Source organism: Streptomyces sp. NRRL F-2580 (genome assembly GCF_000720115.1).
Taxonomy (GTDB): Bacteria; Actinomycetota; Actinomycetes; order Streptomycetales; family Streptomycetaceae; genus Streptomyces.
Genome location: NZ_JOIR01000037.1, coordinates 131,529 through 153,335, shown reverse-complemented (window position 1 = coordinate 153,335; position 21,807 = coordinate 131,529). Strand labels below are relative to the sequence as shown.

Sequence of the window (21,807 nt, the reverse complement as noted above, 5' to 3'; positions counted from 1 at the left end):
CCCCGTCGACGCCGTGAACTCGTCGGCCACCTCGCGGGCGATCCGCGCACCCGCCTCCGACAGCTCGAAGTTGCGCTCGGCGATGTCGTACTCGGCCAGCGCCGCGTAGTTCGTACCGAAGGTGTTCGTCTCGACGCAGTCCACACCCACCGAGAAGTACGCCTCGTGGACGGAGCGCACGATGTCGGGGCGGGTGATGTTCAAGACCTCGTTACAGCCCTCCAGCTGCTGGAAGTCCTCCATCGTGGGGTCCTGCGCCTGGAGCATCGTTCCCATGGCCCCGTCGGCGACGACCACACGGGTCGCGAGCGCCTCCCGCAGGGCATCGGCCCGGGTCTGGGTGTCAGCGGGCGGGTTGGGCAACGAAGCCATGGTTGTGCTCCCTGGAATGCGACGGCTGTCGGCTTTGCACCCCCTCTGTGTCAAGGGTGCACGTCGTCAGCGTAACCGCGAGGCACCTGCCCCGGTGCGGGTGTCCCACGTGGCGGACTGCATTCTGTGGCAGGGGTTGCCAAGGGTGTCCCGGCGACGGTACGGCGAACAGTTCCCCCTCGCTGCGCAAGGTCGGCATCGACCGATAGTGTTCAGCATTGTCGAACCGCATCAAGACGGTCAGTATGGACAGCAAGGTCAGCAGGAGGCTGCGCGATGGCACGGAACATCCAGTCGCTCGAACGAGCCGCTGCGATGCTGCGGCTCCTGGCGGGCGGAGAGCGCCGGCTGGGGCTCTCCGACGTGGCCTCTTCGCTGGGCCTGGCCAAGGGCACGGCCCACGGCATCCTGCGCACCTTGCAGGCCGAGGGCTTCGTGGAGCAGGACCCGGCCTCCGGCCGCTACCAGCTGGGCGCGGAGCTGCTGCGCCTGGGCAACAGCTACCTGGACGTGCACGAGCTGCGCGCCCGTGCCCTGGTCTGGACGGACGACCTGGCCCGGGCGAGCGGCGAGAGCGTGTACGTGGGGGTGCTGCACAAGAGCGGGGTGCTGATCATGCACCACGTCTTCCGGCCCGACGACAGCCGCCAGGTGCTGGAGGTGGGGGCCATGCAGCCGCTGCACTCGACCGCGCTGGGCAAGGTGCTGTCCGCGTACGACCCCGTCGCGCACACCCAGGTGACGGAGGCGGAGCGCGAGGCGTTCACCCCCCGGACGGTCACGGACGGGGTCGGTTTCGAAGAGGTCCTGAGCCTGACGCGGGCGCGGGGCTGGGCTTCCGACGTCGAGGAGACGTGGGAGGGCCTCGCCTCGGTGGCGGCGCCGATCCACGACCGGCGCCGGATGCCGGTCGGCGCGGTGGCGGTGGCGGGCGCCGTGGAGCGGGTATGCGGGGAGTCCGGGGAGCCCCATGCGGCCCTCGTGGCCTCGGTGCGGGACTGTGCGCGCGCGGTTTCACGCGATCTCGGCGCGGGCCGGTTCTGAGCCCCCTCTAGCACGATGCGGCCAGACTCTGGCCGCATCATGCCCATTTTTCGCCACATCCTGACCATCGAATGGCTGGATTTGGTTGATCGCACCTAGTGGTAACGATCCGACACTTTGGCCTGGCCAGCCCTTGACGCATTCTTCACCTGGGCGGAAAACTGCCGTTCATCGGTCGGCATTGTCGAACAGCTACCGGCAATACGCGTTAGGATGCGACAAGGCCAAGGACCGGTGCAGCACTCACCGAGTGCGCGGAACCACCGGAGGGACCCGGTGTCCGCCCACCCCTGGACGTACGTAAGGAGTCGCGGGTGTCCAGCTCCGACATCTTCATCGGCGAGACCATCGGTACCGCCCTGCTCACACTGCTCGGCGGTGGCGTCTGCGCCGCAGTGACACTCAAGAGCTCCAAGGCCCGCAACGCGGGCTGGCTCGCCATCACGTTCGGCTGGGGATTCGCCGTACTGATCGCCGCCTACGTCTCCGCGCCGCTCTCGGGTGCGCACCTCAACCCGGCGGTCACCGTCGGCCTCGCGGTCAAGACCGGCGAGTGGGGCGACACCCCCGTCTACTTCGCCGGCCAGCTGCTCGGCGCCATGCTCGGCGCGGTCCTGATGTGGATCACCTACTACGGCCAGTTCCGCGTGCACCTGGCGGACCCGGAGCACATCCGCGACGCCAAGCTCGGTCCCGAGGACCCGCACCCGCACGACGTGGCCGGCCCCGTGCTCGGCATCTTCTCCACGGGCCCCGAGATCCGTAACGTCGTGCAGAACCTCGCGACCGAGATCATAGGCACCGCCGTCCTGGTCCTGGCGATCCTGACCCAGGGCCTCCAGGACGACGGCAAGGGCCTCGGTGTCATCGGCGTCCTGATCACCTCGTTCGTGGTCGTCGGCATCGGCCTCTCGCTCGGCGGCCCGACCGGCTACGCCATCAACCCGGTGCGCGACCTCGGTCCGCGCATCGTGCACGCCCTGCTCCCGCTGCCCAACAAGGGCGGCTCCGACTGGGGATACTCCTGGATCCCGGTGGTCGGCCCGCTCGTCGGTGCCGCACTCGCCGGTGGTCTTTACAACATCGCGTTCGCCTGATCAGCACGGCCGCGTTCGTAAGATCCGCACCGCCCTCCTGATTCCGCCTACTCACCAGACCTGCCAGGAGCAGCCACATGACCAGCAGCACCGGCCCCTTCATCGCCGCGATCGACCAGGGCACCACCTCCTCCCGCTGCATCGTCTTCGACCGTGACGGCCGCATCGTCGCCGTCGACCAGAAGGAGCACGAGCAGATCTTCCCGAAGCCGGGCTGGGTCGAGCACGACGCCGCCGAGATCTGGACCAACGTCCAGGAGGTCGTCGCCGGGGCCATCGCCAAGGCCGAGATCACCGCCGCCGACGTCAAGGCGGTCGGCATCACCAACCAGCGCGAGACCACCCTCCTGTGGGACCGCCACACCGGCGAGCCGGTGCACAACGCGCTGGTCTGGCAGGACACCCGCACCGACGCCCTGTGCAAGGAGCTCGGCCGCAACGTCGGCCAGGACCGCTTCCGCCGCGAGACCGGCCTGCCGCTGGCGAGCTACTTCGCCGGCCCGAAGGTCCGCTGGCTGCTCGACAACGTCGAGGGCCTGCGCGAGCGCGCCGAGGCCGGCGACATCCTCTTCGGCACCATGGACTCGTGGGTCATCTGGAACCTCACGGGTGGCGCCCAGGGCGGCGTGCACGTCACCGACGTCACCAACGCCTCGCGCACCATGCTGATGAACCTGCACACCCTGGCGTGGGACGAGAAGATCGCGGAGTCGATGGGCGTCCCGCTCAACGTCCTCCCGGAGATCAAGTCCTCCGCCGAGGTCTACGGCCACGTCAAGGAGGGCGTCCTGGCCGGTGTCCCGGTCGCCTCGGCGCTCGGTGACCAGCAGGCCGCCCTCTTCGGCCAGACCTGTTTCTCCGAGGGCGAGGCCAAGTCCACGTACGGCACCGGAACGTTCATGCTGATGAACACCGGCGACAAGATCATCAACTCCTACAGCGGCCTGCTGACCACGGTCGGCTACCAGATCGGCGAGGAGAAGCCGGTCTACGCGCTGGAGGGCTCCATCGCCGTCACCGGCTCGCTCGTCCAGTGGATGCGCGACCAGATGGGGCTGATCAAGTCCGCGGCCGAGATCGAGACCCTGGCCTCCTCGGTCGAGGACAACGGCGGCGCCTACTTCGTGCCGGCCTTCTCCGGTCTGTTCGCCCCGTACTGGCGCTCCGACGCCCGCGGTGTGATCGCCGGCCTGACCCGGTACGTCACCAAGGCGCACATCGCCCGTGCCGTCCTGGAGGCCACCGCCTGGCAGACCCGCGAGATCACCGACGCCATGACCAAGGACTCGGGCGTCGAGCTCGCGGCCCTCAAGGTCGACGGCGGCATGACCTCCAACAACCTGCTGATGCAGACGCTCTCGGACTTCCTGGACGCCCCCGTGGTGCGCCCGATGGTCGCCGAGACCACCTGCCTCGGCGCCGCCTACGCCGCCGGCCTGGCCGTCGGCTTCTGGCCCGACACCGACGCCCTGCGCGCCAACTGGCGCCGCGCGGCGGAGTGGACCCCGCGGATGCCCGCCGAGCAGCGGGACCGCGAGTACAAGAGCTGGCTCAAGGCCGTGGAGCGGTCCATGGGCTGGGTCGACGACGAAGACGCCAGCTGACCGCACTCAGCTGAGTCAATCGACGAGGAGCTAAAGAGATATGAGCAGCCTGCAGAGCGTTCCCGCCCTGGGTACGCACCCGACCGCCGGTTCGAACGCGAGCCGCGCCGAGACCCGTGAGCAGCTGTCGAAGGCCACGTACGACCTGCTGGTCATCGGCGGTGGAATCCTGGGCACCTCGGTGGCCTGGCACGCCGCGCAGTCGGGCCTGCGGGTTGCCATGGTGGACGCCGGCGACTTCGCCGGCGCCACCTCCTCGGCCTCCTCCAAGCTCGTCCACGGCGGTCTGCGCTACCTGCAGACCGGCGCGGTCAAGCTGGTCGCGGAGAACCACCACGAGCGGCGGGTGCTGGCCAAGGACGTGGCCCCGCACCTGGTCAACCCGCTCACCTTCTACCTGCCGGTCTACAAGGGCGGACCGGTCGGTGCGGCCAAGCTGGGCGCGGGCGTCTTCGCCTACTCCGCCCTCTCGGCCTTCGGCGACGGCATGGGCAAGGTCATATCGCCGGCCCGTGCCGCCGCCGACAACCCGGGCCTGAAGACGGACAACCTCAAGGCCGTCGCGGTCTACTACGACCACCAGATGAACGACTCCCGCGTGGCCGTCATGACGGTCCGCGCGGCCGTCGAGTCGGGCGCGGTCGTCCTCAACCACGCCGAGGTCACCGGGCTCCGCAAGACGCGGGGCCGGGTCACCGGCGCCGAGCTCAAGGACCGTCTCGACGGCACCGAGTTCGGGGTCGACGCGCGCGTCGTGCTCAACGCCACCGGCCCGTGGGTGGACCACCTGCGGCGCATGGAAGACAAGCACTCGATGCCGTCGATCCGCCTCTCCAAGGGCGCGCACATCGTCATGAAGCGCAAGTCGCCGTGGAAGGCCGCCATGGCCACCCCGATCGACAAGTACCGCATCACCTTCGCCCTCCCGTGGGAGGACCAGCTGCTGCTCGGCACCACCGACGAGGTGTACGAGGGCGACCCGGGTGACGTGCGCGCCACCGAGGCCGACATCGCGCAGATCCTGGACGAGGCGGCCTTCTCGGTGAAGGACGCGGACCTCGACCGCTCGCTGATGACGTACGCCTTCGCCGGCCTGCGGGTGCTGCCCGGCGGCCCCGGCGGTGTGGAGAAGGCCAAGCGCGAGACGGTCGTCTCCGAGGGCGCCGGCGGCATGCTGTCGGTGGCCGGCGGCAAGTGGACGACGTACCGCCACATCGGCCGCGTGGTCATGGACAAGCTGTCGAAGCTCCCGGGCAGCCCGCTGACCGAGGACATGGAGCCGGTGAAGTCCCTCGTGCGCCGGATCGCGCTGCCCGGTGTCGCCAACCCGAACGCGGTCGCGCACCGGCTGCTGGTGGACCGTGAGCCGGGCACCCGGATGGACCCGCTCACCGCCCGCCACCTCGCCTCGCACTACGGCTCGCTGGCCTTCGACATCGCGCGCCTCGCGAACGAGGACCCGGCGCTGGCCGAGCGCATCCACCCGGACGGTCCGGAGATCTGGGCGCAGGTCGCCTACGCCCGTGACAACGAGTGGGCCGAGACGGTCGACGACGTGCTGCGCCGCCGTACGACGGTGACGATCCGCGGCCTGGACGACGAGGCCGTTCGGGCCCGCGTCGAGGAGATGCTGGGCCACAAGGCATAGCTCTCACGCAGGTGGGGAAGAGGGGCGGTTCCGAGGGGAACCGCCCCTCTGTCGTGGGCTGTGGCTGGCGTCCTATCAAGGCTTAGGCTGACCCACGTACGCAAGGGAACTTCGGAAGGAGACCTGGGTGATCGAGCTTGAGGGCGTGCCCGAGCTGATCGACCCGGTCATGGTGGCCGCGTTCGAGGGCTGGAACGACGCGGGTGACGCGGCCTCCGGTGCGGTCGCGCACCTGGACCGGGAGTGGAAGGGCGAGGTCTTCGCGGCTCTGGACGCCGAGGACTACTACGACTTCCAGGTCAACCGGCCGACGGTGTGGCTGGACAACGGGGTACGGAAGATCACGTGGCCGACGACACGGCTGTCGGTGGTCCGGATCGGCGGGGCGAAGCCGCGCGACCTGGTGCTGGTCCGGGGGATCGAACCGTCCATGCGGTGGCGGTCGTTCTGCAACGAGATCCTGGGCTTCGCCCACGAACTGGGCGTGGAGATGGTGGTCATCATGGGGGCGCTGCTCGGGGACACGCCGCACACCCGGCCGGTGCCGGTGAGCGGGGTCACCTCGGACGCGGACCTGGCGCGGACGATGGACCTGGAGGAGACCAAGTACGAGGGCCCGACGGGCATCGTGGGCATCCTGCAGGAGGCCTGTACGCATGCGGGTGTGCCGGCGGTGTCGCTGTGGGCGGCGGTGCCGCACTACGTGTCGCAGCCGCCGAACCCGAAGGCGACGCTGGCGCTGCTGAACCGGCTGGAGGACCTGATCGACATCCGGATCCCGCTGGGCGAACTGCCGGAGGACGCGCGGGCGTGGCAGCTGGGCGTGGACCAACTGGCCGCCGAGGACAGCGAGGTGGCGGAGTACGTCCAGACGCTGGAGGAGGCGCGGGACACGGCGGACCTGCCGGAGGCCTCGGGTGACGCGATCGCCCGGGAGTTCGAGCGGTACCTGCGGCGGCGGGATCCGGCGGCGGGTCCGGAGACGGCCACGGACCCGGGCTCGTACTTCCGTGACCTGTCCGGTGGCCGTGCCCAGCCGAAGCCGAAGCAGGACGACGCGGCGGACCCGGGCGACGCGTCAGGGCCGGACGGCACCGCAGACGGCGAGGGCGAGAGCGAGGGCGAGAGCGGGGGCGGCGGGGACGCTCCCGGGGCCTGACCGGACGGGGCTGTCCGGGTGTCAGTACGCCCTGCTTGGATACGGGTTGCCGTTCCGAGAGAGGGAAGCATGACCCGTACCACCCCGCCCCGCCCGCTCGACGTGGCTTCGGTGTTCCCGGAGCTCGCGGGGATGTCCAGGACCGCCACCCGGCTGCACCCCCGGCCCGGTGCGCCCACCGTGCACGAGAGCTCGGTGGGCGGGCCGCTGCTGTGGCCGGCCGGCGAGCCCTGGGCGACGTGCTCGCAGGAGCACGACGCCCCCTTCCCGCTGAACACGCCCGAGGAGGTCCGCACGCTCCGTCGGATCCGCGCCCGCGACGTGTGGACGGCCGAGGACCATGCCGAGGTCTCCCGGATCGGCGCGGGCCACGATCCGGCCCTGCTGCCCGAGGGACCGCATCCGCTGATACCGGTGGCGCAGCTGTACGCCCGGGACGTCCCCGACCTGCCGTTCCCCGAGGGCACGGACCTGCTCCAGGTGCTGTGGTGCCCGTTCGTCGACATCGAGGACCATTGCGGCTCGGAGGCCGTCCAGCTGCGGTGGCGGCGGGCCGGGGACGTGGCGGAGGTCCTGGCGGCCGCGCCGGAGCCCGCATACGTGGGCACGGACGAGCTGGTGCCGGTCCCGTGCGTGCTGCATCCGGAGCAGGTCCGCGAGTACCCGGCCGCGCACGATCTGGACCCCGAGCTGGCCGGGCGGATCGGCAGCTGGGAGGAGGACGGGGCCACGGGCTACCGGGGAGCCCTGTCCGTCGCGCCCGGGTGGAAGGCCGGCGGGTGGGCCGCCCCCTTCACGTTCCGTGATTCCGGCGGCCCGGAGGAGCTGCGCTGTGCGCGGTGCTCGGCCGTGGGCGAGCCGTTGCTCACCTTCGACCACGCCGAGTGGGACGCCGAGACCGAGAGCTGGCGGCCGGTCGAGGAGGCGCACGGCGCGTCCACGACCCCCACGGAGGTCACCGTGGGCCGCGGCTACACCTTGCAGTTCTACGCGTGCCCCGCCGATCCCCGCCACCCTCCGGTCACCGTCATGCAGTGACGGGGTGGAACGGAGAAGCGCGCCCCCGGCACGAGGCCGGGGGCGCGCTTCTCCGTTACTGCGGGGCGGGTGCTAGAGCGCCACGCCCAGGAGGGCGTCCACCGTGCGGGAGACGAGGCCCGGAGCCGACTCGTCGTCGCCGTCTGAGGCGTTCTGGGCATCGACCCAGCGGTCCACCGCGGCGAGCGCGGCAGGGGCGTCGAGGTCGTTCGCCAGGGCCTCGCGGACCTCCTCGACCAGCGCGTCCGCCGGCAGCCCGTCCGGCCGGGACACGGCCGCGCGCCAGCGCTCCAGCCGGGCCACCGCCTCGGCGAGGACGTCGTCGGTCCATTCCCAGTCGGCCCGGTAGTGGTGCGACAGCAGCGCGAGGCGGATCGCCACCGGGTCCACCCCGGCGCGCCGCAGGGCGGAGACGAAGACGAGGTTGCCCTTCGACTTCGACATCTTCTCGCCGTGCAGGGCGACCATGCCCGCGTGCACGTAGGCCTTGGCCATCGGGAACTCGCCCGTCAGCGCCTGGGCGTGCGAGGCGCCCATCTCGTGGTGCGGGAAGGCCAGGTCGGAGCCGCCGCCCTGGATGTCGAAGCCCATGCCCAGGTGGTCCAGGGCGATGGCGACGCACTCGATGTGCCAGCCCGGCCGGCCGCGGCCCAGCGAGCCGCCGTCCCAGCTCGGCTCGCCCGGGCGCGCGGCCATCCACAGCATCGGGTCCAGCGGGTTCTTCTTCCCGGGCCGGTCGGGGTCGCCGCCCCGCTCGGCCGAGAGCAGCCGCATCGCCTCGGCGTCGAGGTTCGAGACCCCGCCGAAGTGCGCGTCGGACTCGACCGAGAAGTAGACGTCCCCGTCGAGCTCGTACGCCGCGCCCGCGTCCCGCAGCCGCTCGACCAGCGGCACGATGCCGGGTATGGCCTCGACGGCTCCGATGTAGTGCTGCGGCGGCAGCATCCGCAGGGCGGTCATGTCCTCGCGGAAGAGTGCGGTCTCGCGCTCGGCCAGCTCGGTCCAGTCGTGACCGTCGCGCAGCGCCCGCTCCAGGAGCGGGTCGTCCACGTCGGTGACGTTCTGGACGTAGTGGACCTGCCGCTTGGTGTCGAGCCACACGCGCTGCACGAGGTCGAACGCGTTGTAGGTCGCCGCGTGACCGATGTGGGTCGCGTCGTACGGGGTGATGCCGCAGACGTAGATACGGGCGACGGGACCGGGGGCGAGGGTGATCGTCCCCTGGGTCGCGGTGTCGTGGATCTGGAGGTCGCGGCCCTTGCCAGGAAGGGCGGGGACCTCAGAAGCGGGCCAGGCATGCATGTCTCGAGCCTAACCGGACGCATGTTCCGGAAACGAACCGGACCTGCACTGTTGTCTTGATCGGCACTCTTGCGGTCTGGCCGGATCTGTGCGTGCGGCGGATGGCCGGTTCAGACCGGCGGCCAGGGGATCGACGGCCACTGTCCGGACGGCTGCGGATGGGTTCCGGTGCGCAGCAGGTGCGCAACCCGGGCCCGCACGGCGGCCAGCTCGACGGCGGTGATCAGTTCGGCCAGCCGGGTGGCGAGCGGCGCTCCCTCGGCCAGCTCGGCGTCCAGCCCGGTCAGCACCTCGCGCGCCTCGTCGGTCAGCGGCTCCCCCGCCCAGCCCCACAGCAGGGTGCGCAGCTTGTCCTCGGCGTGGAAGGTCACGCCGTGGTCGATGCCGTAGAGGCGGCCGTCGGGCGCGGGCAGCAGGTGGCCGCCCTTGCGGTCGCCGTTGTTGATCACGGCGTCGAGTACGGAGAGCCGGCGCAGCCGCGGGTCGTCGGCGTGGACGAGGAGCGCGGTGCGGCCCTCCCCGACCTCGGCCAGGGCGACGGGCTTCCAGCCCTCCCCCGCCTCCTCGCCGTCGACGAGCGCGAGGAGCCCGCCGGCCGGGGGTTCCCCTTCCGGTTCCGCGGATTCGATCCACCGCTGGACCATGCCCTCGCCGTACGGTCCGTCGCGCAGCACGGTGGTGGGCACGAGGCCCCATCCGGTGGCCTCGGAGACCAGGTAGGCGGCGACCTCGCGCTGGGCGAGGCTCCCGTCGGGGAAGTCCCACAGCGGCCGCTCGCCTTTGACGGGCTTGTACACGCAGTCGGCGCTGACGCCCTCGTGCGTGACGGTGCACAGCAGGACGGCGTTGGACGCCTCGCGGATCCGGCCGATGACGGTCAGCTCGCCCTCGGCGAGCAGTTCCTCGATCTCCCCCGTGTCGGTCACGCCTGGCGCCGGTAGCCGTTCTGGCGCGGGCACACGTGTCCCTCCGGGTCCAGCGGCAGACTGCACAGCGGGCACGGCGGGCGGCCGGCGTTGACCACGTCCAGGGCCCGCTTGGCGAACGCCCGGGCCTGGGCGCCGGTGAGGCGGACCCGCAGCATGGGCGGGCCGTTCTCCTCGTCCTGGAGCAGCCGCTCCTCCGCCTCGGCGAGGTCCTCGTCGGAGTCGGCGTCGAGTTCCACCAGGGCCTGGGCCTCGACGATCATCCGCTGTTCCTCGCCGTCCCAGGCCAGGGCCATGGTGCCGACGCGGAACTCCTCCTCGACGGGGACGTCGAGGGGGGCGGTGTCGGCGGCCTCGGCGGGGGCGACGGCCGGCACCGGGGCGTTGCCGCCGGTGCGCCGCACGACCTCGTCCAGCAGCTCGTCCATCCGCTCGGCCAGCGCCGCGACCTGGGTCTTCTCCAGGGAGACGCTGGTGACGCGGGGGCCGGAGGAGGCCTGCAGGAAGAACGTACGGCGTCCCGGCAGACCGACCGTGCCGGCCACGAAGCGGTCCGGGGGGTCGTAGAGGAACACCTGACGGGGCACGTCCAGTCTCCAAGTCTCAGCGGCAGGGGCAGGTCTGCGCCCTTGTGGCCCGTCCACCCTACTGCGCCGTCCGATCACGCCGCGCCCGCGCCGCCTCCCACGACCGCGTTCCCCGTGTCTTCGGCATCCTTGTCCGAAGCGACGGCTTCCGGCTCGGCCGGACGCTTCACGAGCGGGCCGAAGTCCCCCGTGTCGCCCAGCCGGAACACGAACGGCCGGGTCGGCGTGTACCGGACGGCGGTCACCGAGCAGGGGTCGACGTGGATGCGCTGGAAGAGGTCCAGGTGCATCCCGAGGGCGTCCGCGACAAGGGACTTGATGATGTCGCCGTGGGAGCACATCAGGAAGACGGCGTCGCTCCCGTGCTCCTCCTCGACCCGCGCGTTCCACTCCCGTACGGCGTCCACGGCGCGCGCCTGCATGGCGCGCATGGACTCGCCGCCGGGGAAGGCGGCGGCCGAGGGGTGCTGCTGGACGATCTTCATCAGCGGCTCGTCGCCGAGCTCGGAGAGTTTGCGGCCGGACCAGTCGCCGTAGTGGCACTCGCCGATCCGCTCGTCGGTGTGCACTTCCAGCTCCGGCCTGGCGGCCAGCAGGGGTGCGAGGGTCTCCCGGCAGCGTTGCAGCGGGCTGGTGACGGCGGCGGCGAGCGGCACGCCGGCCAGCCTTCCGGGAAGGGCGGCGGCCTGCTCGGCGCCGCGCTCGTCGAGACCGACTCCCGGGGTCCACCCGGCGAGCAGCCCTGCGGTGTTGGCGGTGGACCGCCCGTGTCGTACGAGGATCAGCGTGGCCATGGGGGCCAGCGTATGCGGTGCCGATGGCGTGCGGGCGGGTCGTGGGCAGGGAAGAATGCCCCGCGTGATTGTCGACTGCGCGATTTACCGGGACGGCCGCCGTACCGAGGGAACCGAGGACCTCTCGGACGCCCTCGACGAGGCGCGGGCGACCGGTGACGCCTTCCTCTGGATCGGCATGTACGAGCCGACGGCGAAGGAGTTCGACCACGTCAGCCGCGAGTTCGGCCTGCACAGGCTGGCGGTGGAGGACGCGCTGACCGCGCACCAGCGCCCGAAGCTGGAGGTGTACGACGATTCGCTGTTCGTCGTCCTCAAGCCGGTGCTGTACGACGAGGACACGGACACGGTGACGGCGGGCGAGCTGATGGTGTTCATAGGCGATTCGTTCGTCGTGACCGTCCGGCACGGCGAGGGGGCCCCGCTGGCCGCCGTGCGCCGCCGGCTGGAGCAGGAGCCGGACGTGCTGCGGCACGGCCCGACGGCGGTGCTGTACGCGGTCTCCGACGCGGTGGTGGACCACTACATCGAGGTGGCGGCCGAGCTCCAGGTGGACCTGGAGGAGCTGGAGGCCGAGGTGTTCTCCCCGAACTCCTCGGACACCAAGAACACCGCCGCCCGGATCTACGGGTTCAAGCGGCAGGTGCTGGAGTTCCGGCGGGCGACGAACCCGCTGCTCCAGCCGATGGAGCGGCTCGCCTTCGGAGAGGTGCCCTTCGTCCACGAGCACGCCCAGCCCTTCTTCCGCGACGTCGCCGACCACCTGACGAAGGCGAGCGAGTACATCGAGGGCCTGGACCGGCTGTTGTCGGACGCGCTCTCCGCGCACCTCGCGCAGATGGGCCTGCGGCAGAACGACGACATGCGCAAGATCTCGGCCTGGGCGGCGATCGCGGCCGTCCCCACGATGGTGGCGGGGATCTACGGGATGAACTTCGACCACATGCCGGAGCTCAGGCAGGTCTGGGGCTATCCGGTGGTGGTGGCGGTCATGGCGGGGATCTGTCTGGGCCTGCACCGCATGTTCAAGCGCCGGGGCTGGCTTTAGCGGCGGGGCTGCTTCGGCACCGCAGGCTGCTTTGGCGGCGGGCTGCTTTGGCGGCGGGCTGGTTTGGCGGCGGGCTGGTTTGGCGGCGGGCGGCTAGGCGAACTCGGCGGCGGTGACCGGTGCTCCGCCCAACGCGTCGCGGCGCTGGGGCATCCGCAGGTCCACCATCCGGTGCCAGCCGCTGAACCGCTCGTACGCGTACGCGGCTCGGATGCCCGCGGCGAGCGCGGCCGCTTTCGGGGCGGACCAGTTCAGCAGCCGTCCCATGTGGTCCATGACGGCGAGGCTGACGTCCCGGTAGACGCCGATCTCCGCGAGCGCGCTCTCGCGCAGCACCCGCTGGATGGTGCGGCCGTGGCCCGCGCGGACGAGGCGCAGCAGCTCCTCGTGACAGTAGGCGAGGTGGTTGGCCTCGTCGTTGCTGATCATGTGGATGGCCTTGCCGAGCTCGGGGTGGTCGCCGAAGTACCTGACCAGCATGTCCATCTGGTCGGCGGCGCGCTCTTCCGTGACGCGGCTGTGCGCGAGGTAGACGACGACGTCCTCCTCGCTCAGCGCCTGCCGGCGGCGCAGCTTGTCGTGAGCGAGGCCGATGCCGCGGCGCTCCAGCAGCATCGTGTAGTCCGTCTCGGGCGGGACGGGGACGGGCTGGAGGCCGCGCTTGCGCAGCAGCGCGTTGAAGATGCGGCCGTGCTTGTCCTCGTCGGCGCCGTGCCGGGTGATCTTGGGCGCGAGGTCGCGCATGGCGTCGGGCACCAGGGCCGCGATGCGGGCGTTCTCCCAACCGCCCTGGGTCTCCCCGCTGGCGGCGATGGAGCAGAACAGCTGGAAGGAGTCGTCGTTGTCGACGATCTCCTGGAACAGGCTGCGGGCAGAGAACATGAACCGAGTCAAACGCCGGGCGCGGGGACCGGCAACCGACGGGTCGCACTACTCGTCCGAATGAACGAAACGAGGGGATGGACCGCCGCGCGTAACCCCGCGGGCACCCGGGGCGTTGTTGGCTGTGTCGGCCGTGGCGGGGAAGACCCCCCGAGCCCCCACCACGGCCGCAGACTCCTCTTGGCCTAGGCGAGACCGGCCAGCTCCATGGCCTCGGTGCCGGCCCGCAGGGCGGCGATCCGCTCGTCCAGGGTGAATCCGGCCGGCGCCAGCGTGAGGGTGGTGACCCCGGCCTCCGCGTAGGCCCGCATCCCGTCCGCGATGCGGGCGACGGGGCCGAGCAGGGTGGTCGAGTCGATCAGCGAGTGCGGGACGGCCTCGGCCGCGCCGGTCTTGTCGCCCGCCAGGTACTTGTCCTGGATCTCGGCGGCTTCCTTCTCGTAGCCCATGCGCTGGGCCAGCTGGTTGTAGAAGTTCTGCTTCCGGCTGCCCATGCCGCCGACGTACAGGGCGGTGTAGGGGCGGAACATGTCCGCGAGCGCGTTCACGTCCTCGCCGAGGGCCAGCGGCACGGTCGGGCAGACGTCGAAGCCGTCCATGGTCAGCCCGGCCTTCTCGCGGCCCGCCCGGATGTGGGTGAGCGCGGTGGCCTCCAGGTGCTCGGCGGCCGGGAAGATCAGCAGGGCGCCGTCGGCGATCTCGCCGGTCTGCTCCAGGTTCTTGGGACCGATGGCGGCGATGTAGAGCGGGATGTGCTCGCGCTCGGGGTGCACGGTCAGCTTGATCGGCTTGCCCGGGCCGCCCGGCAGCGGCAGGGTCCAGTGCTCGCCCTCGTAGGAGAGGCGCTCACGGCTCATCGCCTTGCGGACGATCTCCACGTACTCCCGGGTCCGCGCGAGCGGCTTGTCGAACGTGACGCCGTACCAGCCCTCGGAGACCTGCGGGCCCGAGACGCCGAGGCCGAGCCGGAAGCGGCCCTTGGTGAGCGAGTCGAGGGTGGCCGCGGTCATGGCGGTCATCGCGGGCTGCCGGGCCGGGATCTGCATGATCGCCGAGCCGACGTCGATGCGCTCGGTCTGGGCGGCGACCCAGGCGAGCACGGTCGGGGCGTCGGATCCGTAGGCCTCGGCGGCCCAGCAGACGTCGTAGCCCAGGCGGTCGGCCTCCTGGGCGACGGCGAGGTTGTCGGCGTCCATGCCCGCGCCCCAGTAACCGAGATTGATGCCGAGCCGCATGTGTCGTCCCCTTACCGGTTTACCGATCAGTAACGTTGGTGTGCGGGGACTGTAGCGTGCCAGGGCGCTCCGCGTCAGCGCCCCAGTAGTCTCAGCGCTCATGGAGCAGAGGCATCTCGGCCGCACCGGACTGCGCGTTTCCCGGATCGGCCTCGGCACCCTCACCTGGGGCCGCGACATCGGTGAGGAAGCCGCCGCCGAGCAGGTGAAGACCTTCTGGGAGGCGGGCGGCACGCTCGTCGACACGGCCGACGTGTACGGGGGCGGGGAGGCGGAGTACCTCCTCGGCCGACTGGTGGGCGGGCTCGTCCCGCGCCGGGACCTGGTGATCGCGACCAAGGCGGGCAGCGTGCCGGACCCGGACCGGCGGTTCGACGGCTCTCGCGGGCACCTGCTCGACGCGCTGGACGCCTCGCTGGACCGGCTCGGCACCGACTACGTCGACCTCTGGCAGGTACACGCCTTCGATCCGGCGACCCCGCTGGAGGAGACCCTCCAGGCACTGGACCTGGCCGTGAGCAGCGGCCGGGCCCGGTACGCCGGGGTGTCCAACTACTGCGGCTGGCAGCTCGCGAAGGCGGCGACCTGGCAGCTCGCGGCGCCGGGCGTACGGACCCGTATCGCCTCGACGCAGATGGAGTACTCGCTGCTGCAGCGGGGCGTGGAACGGGAGGTGCTGCCGGCCGCGCTGGACCTCGGGATCGGCCTGCTGCCCTCGTCCCCGCTGGGGCGCGGGGTGCTGACGGGCAAGTACCGGGACGGCGTGCCGGCGGACTCCCGGGGCGCCTCGGATTCCATGGCCGCCTTCGTGGACCCGTACCTCGACGAGGCGGCGGGCCGGATCGTGGACGCGGTGGTGACGGCGGCCCGAGGGCTGGCCGTGACCCCGCTCGAGGTGGCCCTCGCGTGGATCCGGGACCGGCCCGCAGTGGTCGCGCCGATCGTGGGCGCACGGACGTCGGCGCAGCTCGGGGCCGCACTGTCGGTGGAGGCCCTTAGTCTTCCCGAGGAGATCTGCCGGGCGCTGGACGATGTTTCGGCTCCGGTGCACCGCTACCCCGATCAGGACTGGAGCACGCTGTGAGTACGGACCGCCAAGCCGAGACCGAAGCCACTGCCGCGGAGGAACCGGCCGGGGCACAGGCCGACTCGGGCGGGCCCGAGGTCGGGCCTGCCGCACCGCACGGCGAAGCCGATGACGGCGGGCAGGGGGCGGAGCCCCCGGTTTCGGGAAGGGGAGGGGAGGGGGAGGGCCCCGCAGGGCCCGCCCCGGAGGCCGACGGCGACGCCGGGCCCGAGGCCGGAGCCGAGGTTGAGGCCGGAGCCGAGGTTGAGGCCGAAGCCGAGGTTGAGGCCGAAGCCGAGGTTGAGGCCGAAGCCGAAGCTGACGCAGCGGAACCCGCCGAGCCGGCCGCCGAGGCCCAGGCGCCCGCGCTCACCGAGGCGCAGGCCGAGCTCGCCGCGCAGAAGGTCGAGCGGGAGCGGATCGCCCGGCGCAAGGCGGAGCGGGAGGCGCCCGTCGAGGCCGGGGCCAAGCTCAGCGGGAAGGCCGCCGATCTGCTGGCCGCCGTACGGGCCGTGGAGAGCGGGGAGAAGCCCCCCGCCGTGTACTTCGACGAGGCCCCGGCCGCGCCCCGCAGGCCGGCCCCCGCCCCCGCCGCGCCCCGCCCGGCCGCCCCGGCGCCGGTGACCGCGGCGGCGCCCTCCGCCGACGCCGTCGAGGGCGTACGGGCCGTACTGGCCCGCGGTGGCGCCCCCGAGGCCCTGGCCGGTCCCGCCGCGGCGGCCCTCGGGGAGGGAGCCGCCGAGCAGCTCGCCGAGAACCCCTGGCGGCTGCTGTCGCTGCCCGCCGTGCGCCCGACCCAGGCGGACGGCTTCGCCCGCTCCCTGCTCGGCTCCGGGGCAGGTCCCGGGGACGAGCGCCGCACCACCGTCCTGGTGGGCTGGCTGCTGGCCCAGGCCGGGCTCAAGGGGCACACCGCGCTGGAGGCCCCGGTGCTGGAGAAGGCGCTGGCCCAGTACGGCGTACCGGATCCGTCCGGAGCGCTGGAACAGGCCATCGCGGACGGCTCGGTGCTGGTCTTCCACGAGCCCCTCGGCCCGCCGGTCGAGGAGGGCGAGGAGCAGCCCGTACGTCTCCTCGTGGGCCTGGAGGGTGCCGCCATGGCCGAGGAGAGCCTGGCCGACGGCCTGGCGCGGCTGGCCGGCACCTTCGGCGGCACGGCGGACTGGGAGCAGGCCGCCGCGGCCGCGCCGGGCCCGTCCGCCGCCGAACTGATCCGCACGGTCGCGGGCCACGGCCTGGTCGCCCACACCGGCGGCGAAGCCGCGCGCGCCGAGGCGTTCGCCCTGGTCGCGGCGGCCCGTGAACTGGGGCTGCGGGCCTGGCCGGCCGCGCACTCCCCCGCCGGCCCGGACTCCGTGACCGTGGCGGGGCTGCTGTCCGGGGCGGAGGGGCCCGGGCGGGACGCGGACGGGCAGTTCGCGCTGGACCTCCTCGTGGTGCTGGACGCGCCGCAGCTGGATGTGGAGACCGCGGCCGCACTGGTGGAGTCGGTGCCGGACGGGGCCCGGCTGGTGCTCTCCGGGGACCCCGGGGTCCTCGGGTCCGCCGGGGCCGGGCGGGTGTTCGCCGATGTGCTGGCGGCCCGTACGTGCCCCCAGGTGGTCTCCCGCACCCCGGACCCGGGTCCCCTCGGCGAGCTCGTCTCCGGGGTCGGGATCGGCGAGCTGAACCAGGTCGACGCCCCCGGCAAGGAGGTCGTCATCGTCCCCGTGAAGGACGCCGGGGAGGCCGTGCACCGGGCCGTGCAGCTGGTGGCCGAGTCGGTGCCGCGGGCCTTCGGGATCCCGGCGGACAGCGTGCAGGTGATCACCCCGGGCCACGGCGGCTCCGCGGGGACGCGGGCGCTGAACGCCGCCCTCAAGGAGCGGCTGAACCCCGGTCCCGGCCGGTTCGGCGGCTTCGACCCCGGCGACCGGGTGGTCCACGTGCCGTCCGCCGGGCGGGCCCTGCCGGCCCGGGTGGTGTCGGCCGACGCCGAGGGCCTGCACCTGGACCGGGCTGGCGCGCGGATCGTCGTACCGAAGGAGCTGGTGGAGTCCCAGGTGCGGCACGGCTGGGCGGTGACGGCGCATCAGGCTGTCGGTACGCGCTGGCCGGCGGTGGTCGTCGTACTGCCGGGTGACGCGGCGCAGGCGCTGTCGCGGGACTGGGTGTACACGGCGTTCGGTCGGGCCGAGCGGCACCTGTCGGTGGTGCACGGAGTCGACCAGGCGCTGCCGCACGCGGTGGCCGAGGTGCTGTCGAAGCCGCGTACGACACGGCTGGCGGGCCTGCTGAAGGCGCTCGCGACGGCGGGCGAGCAGGCGCAGTGACCTCCGGCCGTGGCCCCCGCCCTGCGGGCGGGGGCCACGGATGCCGGGCGGGGGACGGGCCGGGGATCAGGCCGGGGTCAGCCCCGGCTCCGCGGTCTCGCCCTCGTCCTCGTCCTCTTCCTCGTCGAAGACGGAGCTGACGTCGAACCGGTGCAGCACGTCCTGAGGGTCGATGTTCCCGAAGGGCGAGTTGAGCCACTCCCCCGGTTCCGCCATCTCCTCCGAGGCGGCGATCCAGAGCGTGGAGTCGCCCTCCTCCAGCCCGAAGTCCTTGAAGCGGGAGGCGATCTCGTCGGGTTCGTACTCCCCGAAGAGGACGCCCAGCGCCTCGGCGGTGCCGCCGTCCTGGACGAACTCGGCGTCCCGGTCGTGCGCGGCGATCCGCTCGGCCTGGGCGATCAGCCGCGGCGGCTCGACGACGGCGTAGTCACGGCGGATCAGCACGCTGAAGGCGGCGGGTTCGGCGGGGCCGGTGTACGGCACGCCGTCCTCGGGCGTGGGGATCTCGAAGGGGGTGACCTCGTCGTAGCGGTCGTAGAGGAGTTCGTCGTACACCTCGGCCGCGGCGGCGAGTTCGTTGAACGCGGCGTAGACGTCGGGGTCCTCGTCCCCGATCCTGCGCTCGACCGCGGCGAGGTGACGGTCGAGCGCGGCCTTGACCGCCTCGGCGGCGGCGCGTACCTCGGCAACAGTGGGAAGAGCGGCATCAGACATAAAGCAGACGCTATCCGTAGCAGGCCTCTGCCCGCACAATAGATGCGATGCCGGAATACGAATTTGTCGACGTGTACGTGCCCCGCGGGGTCCCTCGGAGCGAGGCGACCCGCCTGTTGACCGACCATGCCGAGTACGGGAACTGGGAACTCGACCGCCTGAGCCTGTACCGGGACGGCAGTCGCCGTGTGCGACTGCGCCGCCGGATCATCCGCCAGGTCCGCGCGACCTGGTGACGCGGGCCCCGGGGGCGGGGCCCGCGTCCTGAGCAGCCGTCAGGCGGCGTTGCGGGCGCGCCGGTAGAGCACGCTGCCCGCCAGCAGCAGGCCGCCCGCGATCGGGAGGCCGGCGGTGAGGACGTCACCGGAGCCGGTGGCGGCGAGACGGGCCGACTGCCCGGCGTCGCCGCCGGTCCGCGTGCCGGTCCCCGGACCGGGGTGCGTGATCGGGGTGACGGGCGTGACGGAACCCGTGCCGGGGTGGGCCGGCGTACCCGGGGTGCCCGTGCCCGGCGTACCAGGGTGGCCGGGGTTCCCCGGGTTCCCCGGGATCTCACCGCCCGGCGTACCGGGAGTGCCCGGGTTCCCGGGAAGCTCGCCGCCCGGGGTGCCGGGCGTCTCGCCACCCGGGGTGCCGGGGTTGCCCGGGTTCCCCGGGGTCTCGCCGCCCGGGTTACCGGGTGTCTCGCCGCCCGGCGTGCCCGGATTTCCGGGGTTGCCGGGGTTCTCGCCGCCCGGCGTGCCGGGGTTTCCGGGGTTCCCCGGGTGGTCGTCACACGGCTCGTCGCCCCCGCCCGGGTGTCCCGGGTGACCGGGGTTGCCCGGGTGACCGGGGTTGCCCGGCTTGCCGTGGCCGCCGTTGGCGCAGTGGTTCCCGAAGGCCGGGTTGAGGCCTCCCACCACCGTGACCGTGTTCCCGCAGACGTTCACCGGCGCGTCCACGGGCGCCTGCACGTTGTTCCCGGACAGCAGTCCCGGAGAGTTCGCGGCGTGCCCCGTCGCGTGGGAGTCCGCGTGTGCGTAGCCCCCGCCCATCGCGAGGACACCCCCTGCGGCAGCCACGGTGATCAGGGTCTTCCTGGTGACCTGTGCCGGTCGTCGCATCTGTACTCGTCCCCTGGTGAGTGCGTTTCGGCCGCCTCGCGGCGGCCCGGCCGTCCAGGCTCCCCCGCCTGGTACGCCGAAGGTGAGAATCCGGGCCGGAAAGCCCGGTGGCCCCGGAGCGCTGGGATGCGCTCCGGGGCCCAAGACTTCAGACGCGTCAGGCGTTGACGCAGGTGTTGCCGAAGGCCGGGTTCAGCAGGCCGATGACGGAAACGGAGTTCCCGCACACGTTCACCGGGATGTGGACCGGAACCTGGACGACGTTGCCGGACAGGACACCGGGGGAGCCGATGGCCGCACCCTGGGCACCCGCGTCGGCGACAGCCAGGCCCGCACCCGCGAGAACCAGGCCACCAGTGGCAGCCGCAGCGGCGACAACCTTCTTGATCATTATTCCTCCTAGTAGGCAATGCGGTCCCAGCCGCGGACCGCACCACCTGTAACGAGGAGGGATCACCAGGGCTACGAGCGTATGAGTGCATTCACTCTTCTCAGTGGAATGCACACACCTGCCCGATTCTCAGGCGTTGTCGAGGAATCGGTCGAGCACCCGCACGCCGAACTTCAGTCCGTCCACGGGCACGCGCTCGTCCACGCCGTGGAACATCCCGGCGAAGTCCAGCTCCGGCGGCAGCTGGAGCGGCGCGAAGCCGAAGCACCGGATGCCGAGGTCGTCGAAGGACTTGGCGTCCGTACCGCCCGAGAGCATGTACGGGACCGCGCGCGCGATCGGGTCCTCGGCCTTCAGGGCGCCCTGCATGGCGTCCACCAGCCGGCCGTCGAAGTCGGTCTCCAGCGCCTTGTCGCCGTGCACGTCCTCCCGCTTCACGCGCGGGCCGAGGATGCGGTCCAGGTCGGCGAAGAACTCGTCCTCGTAGCCCGGCAGGAAGCGGCCGTCGACGTGGGCCGTCGCCTGGCCGGGGATGACGTTGACCTTGTAGCCGGCGCCGAGCATCGTCGGGGCGGCCGAGTTGCGCAGCGTCGCGCCGACCATCTTGGCGATGCCGCCGAGCTTGGCGAGGGTCTCGTCCATGTTGTCCGGGTCCAGCGGGGTCCCGAGCGCGTCCGAGAGCTCGTCCAGGAAGCTCCGTACGGTCTTGGTCACCCGCACCGGCCACTGGTGGCGGCCGAGCCGCCCCACCGCCTCGCACAGCTCCGTGATGGCGTTGTCGTTGTTGGTCATCGAGCCGTGGCCCGCGGTGCCCTCCACCGTGAGCCGCATCCAGTGCATGCCCTTCTGGGCGGTCTCCACGAGGTAGAGGCGCAGGTTCTCGTTCACCGTGAAGGAGAAGCCGCCGACCTCTCCGATCGCCTCGGTGACGCCCTCGAACAGGCCGGGGTGCTTGTCGACCAGGTGCCGGGCCCCGTAGATGCCGCCCGCCTCCTCGTCGGCGAGGAAGGCCAGCACGATGTCGCGCGGGGGCTTGCGGCCGCTGCGCATCCGGTCGCGGACGACGGCCAGCGTCATCGCGTCCATGTCCTTCATGTCGACGGCGCCGCGGCCCCACAGGCAGCCGTCGGCGATTTCGCCCGCGAACGGGTCGTACGTCCAGTCGGCGGCGTTGGCCGGAACCACGTCGGTGTGCCCGTGGATCAGCAGCGCCGGCCGCGAGGGGTCCTCCCCCTCGATCCGCGCCACGGTCGAGGCGCGGCCCTTGTGCGATTCGAAGATCTGCGGCTCCAGCCCGACCTCGGCGAGCTTCTCGGCGACCCACTCCGCCGCCTTGCGCTCCCCGGGGCCCGAGTGGTCTCCGTAGTTGCTGGTGTCGATCCGGATGAGGTCCCGGCAGAGGTCGACTACCTCGTCCTCGCCGGAGACGGTCCTGCCCGCGCTCGACTCGCTCACGCTGCTTCCTCCCACTGATCAGTACCGAAC

21 protein-coding genes are annotated in these 21,807 nt (G+C 72.1%); 10 read left to right on the top strand and 11 right to left on the bottom strand.

Features of this window, described 5'->3' with window-relative positions:
* Positions 1-372 (bottom strand): homocysteine S-methyltransferase family protein (locus IF88_RS0132000; protein ID WP_030720396.1); only part of this gene is annotated, 372 nt, incomplete at its 3' end.
* Between the two features lie 276 nt (positions 373-648).
* On the opposite strand from IF88_RS0132000, the gene IF88_RS0131995 reads away from it, so the two are divergent.
* The 6 genes from IF88_RS0131995 to IF88_RS0131970 all read left to right on the top strand — a co-directional run bounded on the left by IF88_RS0131995 (position 649) and on the right by IF88_RS0131970 (position 7,962).
* The gene (locus IF88_RS0131995; RefSeq protein WP_030720393.1) at positions 649-1,416 is read left to right on the top strand and encodes an IclR family transcriptional regulator; all 768 of its coding nucleotides are present in this window, start codon (positions 649-651) and stop codon (positions 1,414-1,416) included.
* 314 nt (positions 1,417-1,730) lie between these two features.
* Positions 1,731-2,513 (top strand): MIP/aquaporin family protein, encoded by a 783-nt coding sequence (locus tag IF88_RS0131990; RefSeq protein ID WP_030720390.1) that lies wholly within the window; start codon positions 1,731-1,733, stop codon positions 2,511-2,513.
* 77 nt (positions 2,514-2,590) lie between these two features.
* Positions 2,591-4,117, top strand: a complete 1,527-nt coding sequence (gene glpK, locus IF88_RS0131985) for a glycerol kinase GlpK (RefSeq protein WP_030720387.1) — start codon at positions 2,591-2,593, stop codon at positions 4,115-4,117.
* Between the two features lie 40 nt (positions 4,118-4,157).
* Positions 4,158-5,765, top strand: coding sequence for a glycerol-3-phosphate dehydrogenase/oxidase (locus IF88_RS0131980; protein ID WP_030720385.1), 1,608 nt, complete (start codon positions 4,158-4,160; stop codon positions 5,763-5,765).
* A gap of 127 nt (positions 5,766-5,892) precedes the next feature.
* Entirely contained in the window at positions 5,893-6,924 is a 1,032-nt protein-coding gene (locus tag IF88_RS0131975; protein WP_078893272.1) for a PAC2 family protein, read from the top strand.
* A 69-nt stretch (positions 6,925-6,993) separates the two neighbouring features.
* The gene (locus IF88_RS0131970; protein ID WP_030720379.1) at positions 6,994-7,962 is read left to right on the top strand and encodes a hypothetical protein; all 969 of its coding nucleotides are present in this window, start codon (positions 6,994-6,996) and stop codon (positions 7,960-7,962) included.
* Positions 7,963-8,034: 72 nt separating this feature from the next.
* On the opposite strand, the gene mshC is transcribed toward IF88_RS0131970, so the two are convergent.
* The 4 genes from mshC to IF88_RS0131950 form a co-directional block, all read right to left on the bottom strand.
* On the bottom strand, positions 8,035-9,264 hold the full coding sequence (gene mshC, locus IF88_RS0131965) for a cysteine--1-D-myo-inosityl 2-amino-2-deoxy-alpha-D-glucopyranoside ligase (RefSeq protein WP_030720376.1): 1,230 nt from the start codon (positions 9,262-9,264) through the stop codon (positions 8,035-8,037).
* A 110-nt stretch (positions 9,265-9,374) separates the two neighbouring features.
* Positions 9,375-10,223 carry an SCO1664 family protein gene (locus IF88_RS0131960; RefSeq protein ID WP_030720374.1) on the bottom strand — a complete coding sequence of 283 codons (849 nt, stop codon included), beginning with the start codon at positions 10,221-10,223 and terminating at the stop codon, positions 9,375-9,377.
* On the bottom strand, positions 10,187-10,777 hold the full coding sequence (locus tag IF88_RS0131955; RefSeq protein ID WP_030720371.1) for a DUF3090 domain-containing protein: 591 nt from the start codon (positions 10,775-10,777) through the stop codon (positions 10,187-10,189). Before IF88_RS0131955 ends, IF88_RS0131960 begins: the two co-directional genes overlap by 37 nt.
* Positions 10,778-10,851: 74 nt before the next feature.
* On the bottom strand, positions 10,852-11,571 hold the full coding sequence (locus IF88_RS0131950) for a histidine phosphatase family protein (protein WP_030720368.1): 720 nt from the start codon (positions 11,569-11,571) through the stop codon (positions 10,852-10,854).
* A 55-nt stretch (positions 11,572-11,626) separates the two neighbouring features.
* On the opposite strand from IF88_RS0131950, the gene corA reads away from it, so the two are divergent.
* Complete coding sequence (gene corA, locus IF88_RS0131945) at positions 11,627-12,619, top strand: magnesium/cobalt transporter CorA (RefSeq protein WP_030720365.1); 993 nt, start codon at positions 11,627-11,629, stop codon at positions 12,617-12,619.
* A 93-nt stretch (positions 12,620-12,712) separates the two neighbouring features.
* On the opposite strand, the gene IF88_RS0131940 is transcribed toward corA, so the two are convergent.
* Together IF88_RS0131940 and IF88_RS0131935 are read right to left on the bottom strand one after the other, a co-directional pair.
* A complete protein-coding gene (locus IF88_RS0131940; protein WP_030720362.1) occupies positions 12,713-13,501 on the bottom strand; it encodes a hypothetical protein in 789 nt (262 codons plus the stop codon).
* A gap of 185 nt (positions 13,502-13,686) precedes the next feature.
* Complete coding sequence (locus IF88_RS0131935) at positions 13,687-14,736, bottom strand: LLM class F420-dependent oxidoreductase (RefSeq protein WP_030720359.1); 1,050 nt, start codon at positions 14,734-14,736, stop codon at positions 13,687-13,689.
* 100 nt (positions 14,737-14,836) lie between these two features.
* On the opposite strand from IF88_RS0131935, the gene IF88_RS0131930 reads away from it, so the two are divergent.
* Positions 14,837-15,820 carry an aldo/keto reductase gene (locus tag IF88_RS0131930; RefSeq protein WP_030720356.1) on the top strand — a complete coding sequence of 328 codons (984 nt, stop codon included), beginning with the start codon at positions 14,837-14,839 and terminating at the stop codon, positions 15,818-15,820.
* Complete coding sequence (locus IF88_RS0131925) at positions 15,817-18,114, top strand: ATP-dependent DNA helicase (protein ID WP_078893271.1); 2,298 nt, start codon at positions 15,817-15,819, stop codon at positions 18,112-18,114. The genes IF88_RS0131930 and IF88_RS0131925 overlap by 4 nt, the downstream gene beginning before the upstream one ends.
* 66 nt (positions 18,115-18,180) lie before the next feature.
* On the opposite strand, the gene IF88_RS0131920 is transcribed toward IF88_RS0131925, so the two are convergent.
* Entirely contained in the window at positions 18,181-18,828 is a 648-nt protein-coding gene (locus IF88_RS0131920) for a hypothetical protein (protein ID WP_030720350.1), read from the bottom strand.
* Between the two features lie 47 nt (positions 18,829-18,875).
* Between IF88_RS0131920 and IF88_RS0131915 the strand changes: the two genes are divergently transcribed.
* A complete protein-coding gene (locus IF88_RS0131915; protein WP_030388705.1) occupies positions 18,876-19,064 on the top strand; it encodes a DUF5703 family protein in 189 nt (62 codons plus the stop codon).
* 39 nt (positions 19,065-19,103) lie between these two features.
* On the opposite strand, the gene IF88_RS49440 is transcribed toward IF88_RS0131915, so the two are convergent.
* The 3 genes from IF88_RS49440 to IF88_RS0131900 all read right to left on the bottom strand — a co-directional run bounded on the left by IF88_RS49440 (position 19,104) and on the right by IF88_RS0131900 (position 21,777).
* On the bottom strand, positions 19,104-19,931 hold the full coding sequence (locus IF88_RS49440; protein WP_030720346.1) for a chaplin: 828 nt from the start codon (positions 19,929-19,931) through the stop codon (positions 19,104-19,106).
* 157 nt (positions 19,932-20,088) lie between these two features.
* Positions 20,089-20,322 (bottom strand): chaplin ChpH, encoded by a 234-nt coding sequence (gene chpH, locus IF88_RS0131905; protein ID WP_030720343.1) that lies wholly within the window; start codon positions 20,320-20,322, stop codon positions 20,089-20,091.
* A gap of 129 nt (positions 20,323-20,451) precedes the next feature.
* The gene (locus tag IF88_RS0131900) at positions 20,452-21,777 is read right to left on the bottom strand and encodes a M20/M25/M40 family metallo-hydrolase (RefSeq protein ID WP_030720340.1); all 1,326 of its coding nucleotides are present in this window, start codon (positions 21,775-21,777) and stop codon (positions 20,452-20,454) included.
* Between the last annotated feature and the right edge of the window lie 30 nt (positions 21,778-21,807).

Bases quoted from the DNA above. Each gene is read 5' to 3' on its own strand.
- corA (WP_030720365.1), top strand. From the start codon at position 11,627: ATGCCCCGCGTGATTGTCGACTGCGCGATTTACCGGGACGGCCGCCGT.
- IF88_RS0131970 (WP_030720379.1), top strand. From the start codon at position 6,994: ATGACCCGTACCACCCCGCCCCGCCCGCTCGACGTGGCTTCGGTGTTC.
- IF88_RS0131980 (WP_030720385.1), top strand. From the start codon at position 4,158: ATGAGCAGCCTGCAGAGCGTTCCCGCCCTGGGTACGCACCCGACCGCC.
- IF88_RS0131915 (WP_030388705.1), top strand. From the start codon at position 18,876: ATGCCGGAATACGAATTTGTCGACGTGTACGTGCCCCGCGGGGTCCCT.
- IF88_RS0131920 (WP_030720350.1), bottom strand. From the start codon at position 18,828: ATGTCTGATGCCGCTCTTCCCACTGTTGCCGAGGTACGCGCCGCCGCC.
- IF88_RS0131935 (WP_030720359.1), bottom strand. From the start codon at position 14,736: ATGCGGCTCGGCATCAATCTCGGTTACTGGGGCGCGGGCATGGACGCC.
- chpH (WP_030720343.1), bottom strand. From the start codon at position 20,322: ATGATCAAGAAGGTTGTCGCCGCTGCGGCTGCCACTGGTGGCCTGGTT.
- IF88_RS0131930 (WP_030720356.1), top strand. From the start codon at position 14,837: ATGGAGCAGAGGCATCTCGGCCGCACCGGACTGCGCGTTTCCCGGATC.
- IF88_RS0131940 (WP_030720362.1), bottom strand. From the start codon at position 13,501: ATGTTCTCTGCCCGCAGCCTGTTCCAGGAGATCGTCGACAACGACGAC.
- glpK (WP_030720387.1), top strand. From the start codon at position 2,591: ATGACCAGCAGCACCGGCCCCTTCATCGCCGCGATCGACCAGGGCACC.
- mshC (WP_030720376.1), bottom strand. From the start codon at position 9,264: ATGCATGCCTGGCCCGCTTCTGAGGTCCCCGCCCTTCCTGGCAAGGGC.
- IF88_RS0131995 (WP_030720393.1), top strand. From the start codon at position 649: ATGGCACGGAACATCCAGTCGCTCGAACGAGCCGCTGCGATGCTGCGG.
- IF88_RS49440 (WP_030720346.1), bottom strand. From the start codon at position 19,931: ATGCGACGACCGGCACAGGTCACCAGGAAGACCCTGATCACCGTGGCT.
- IF88_RS0131950 (WP_030720368.1), bottom strand. From the start codon at position 11,571: ATGGCCACGCTGATCCTCGTACGACACGGGCGGTCCACCGCCAACACC.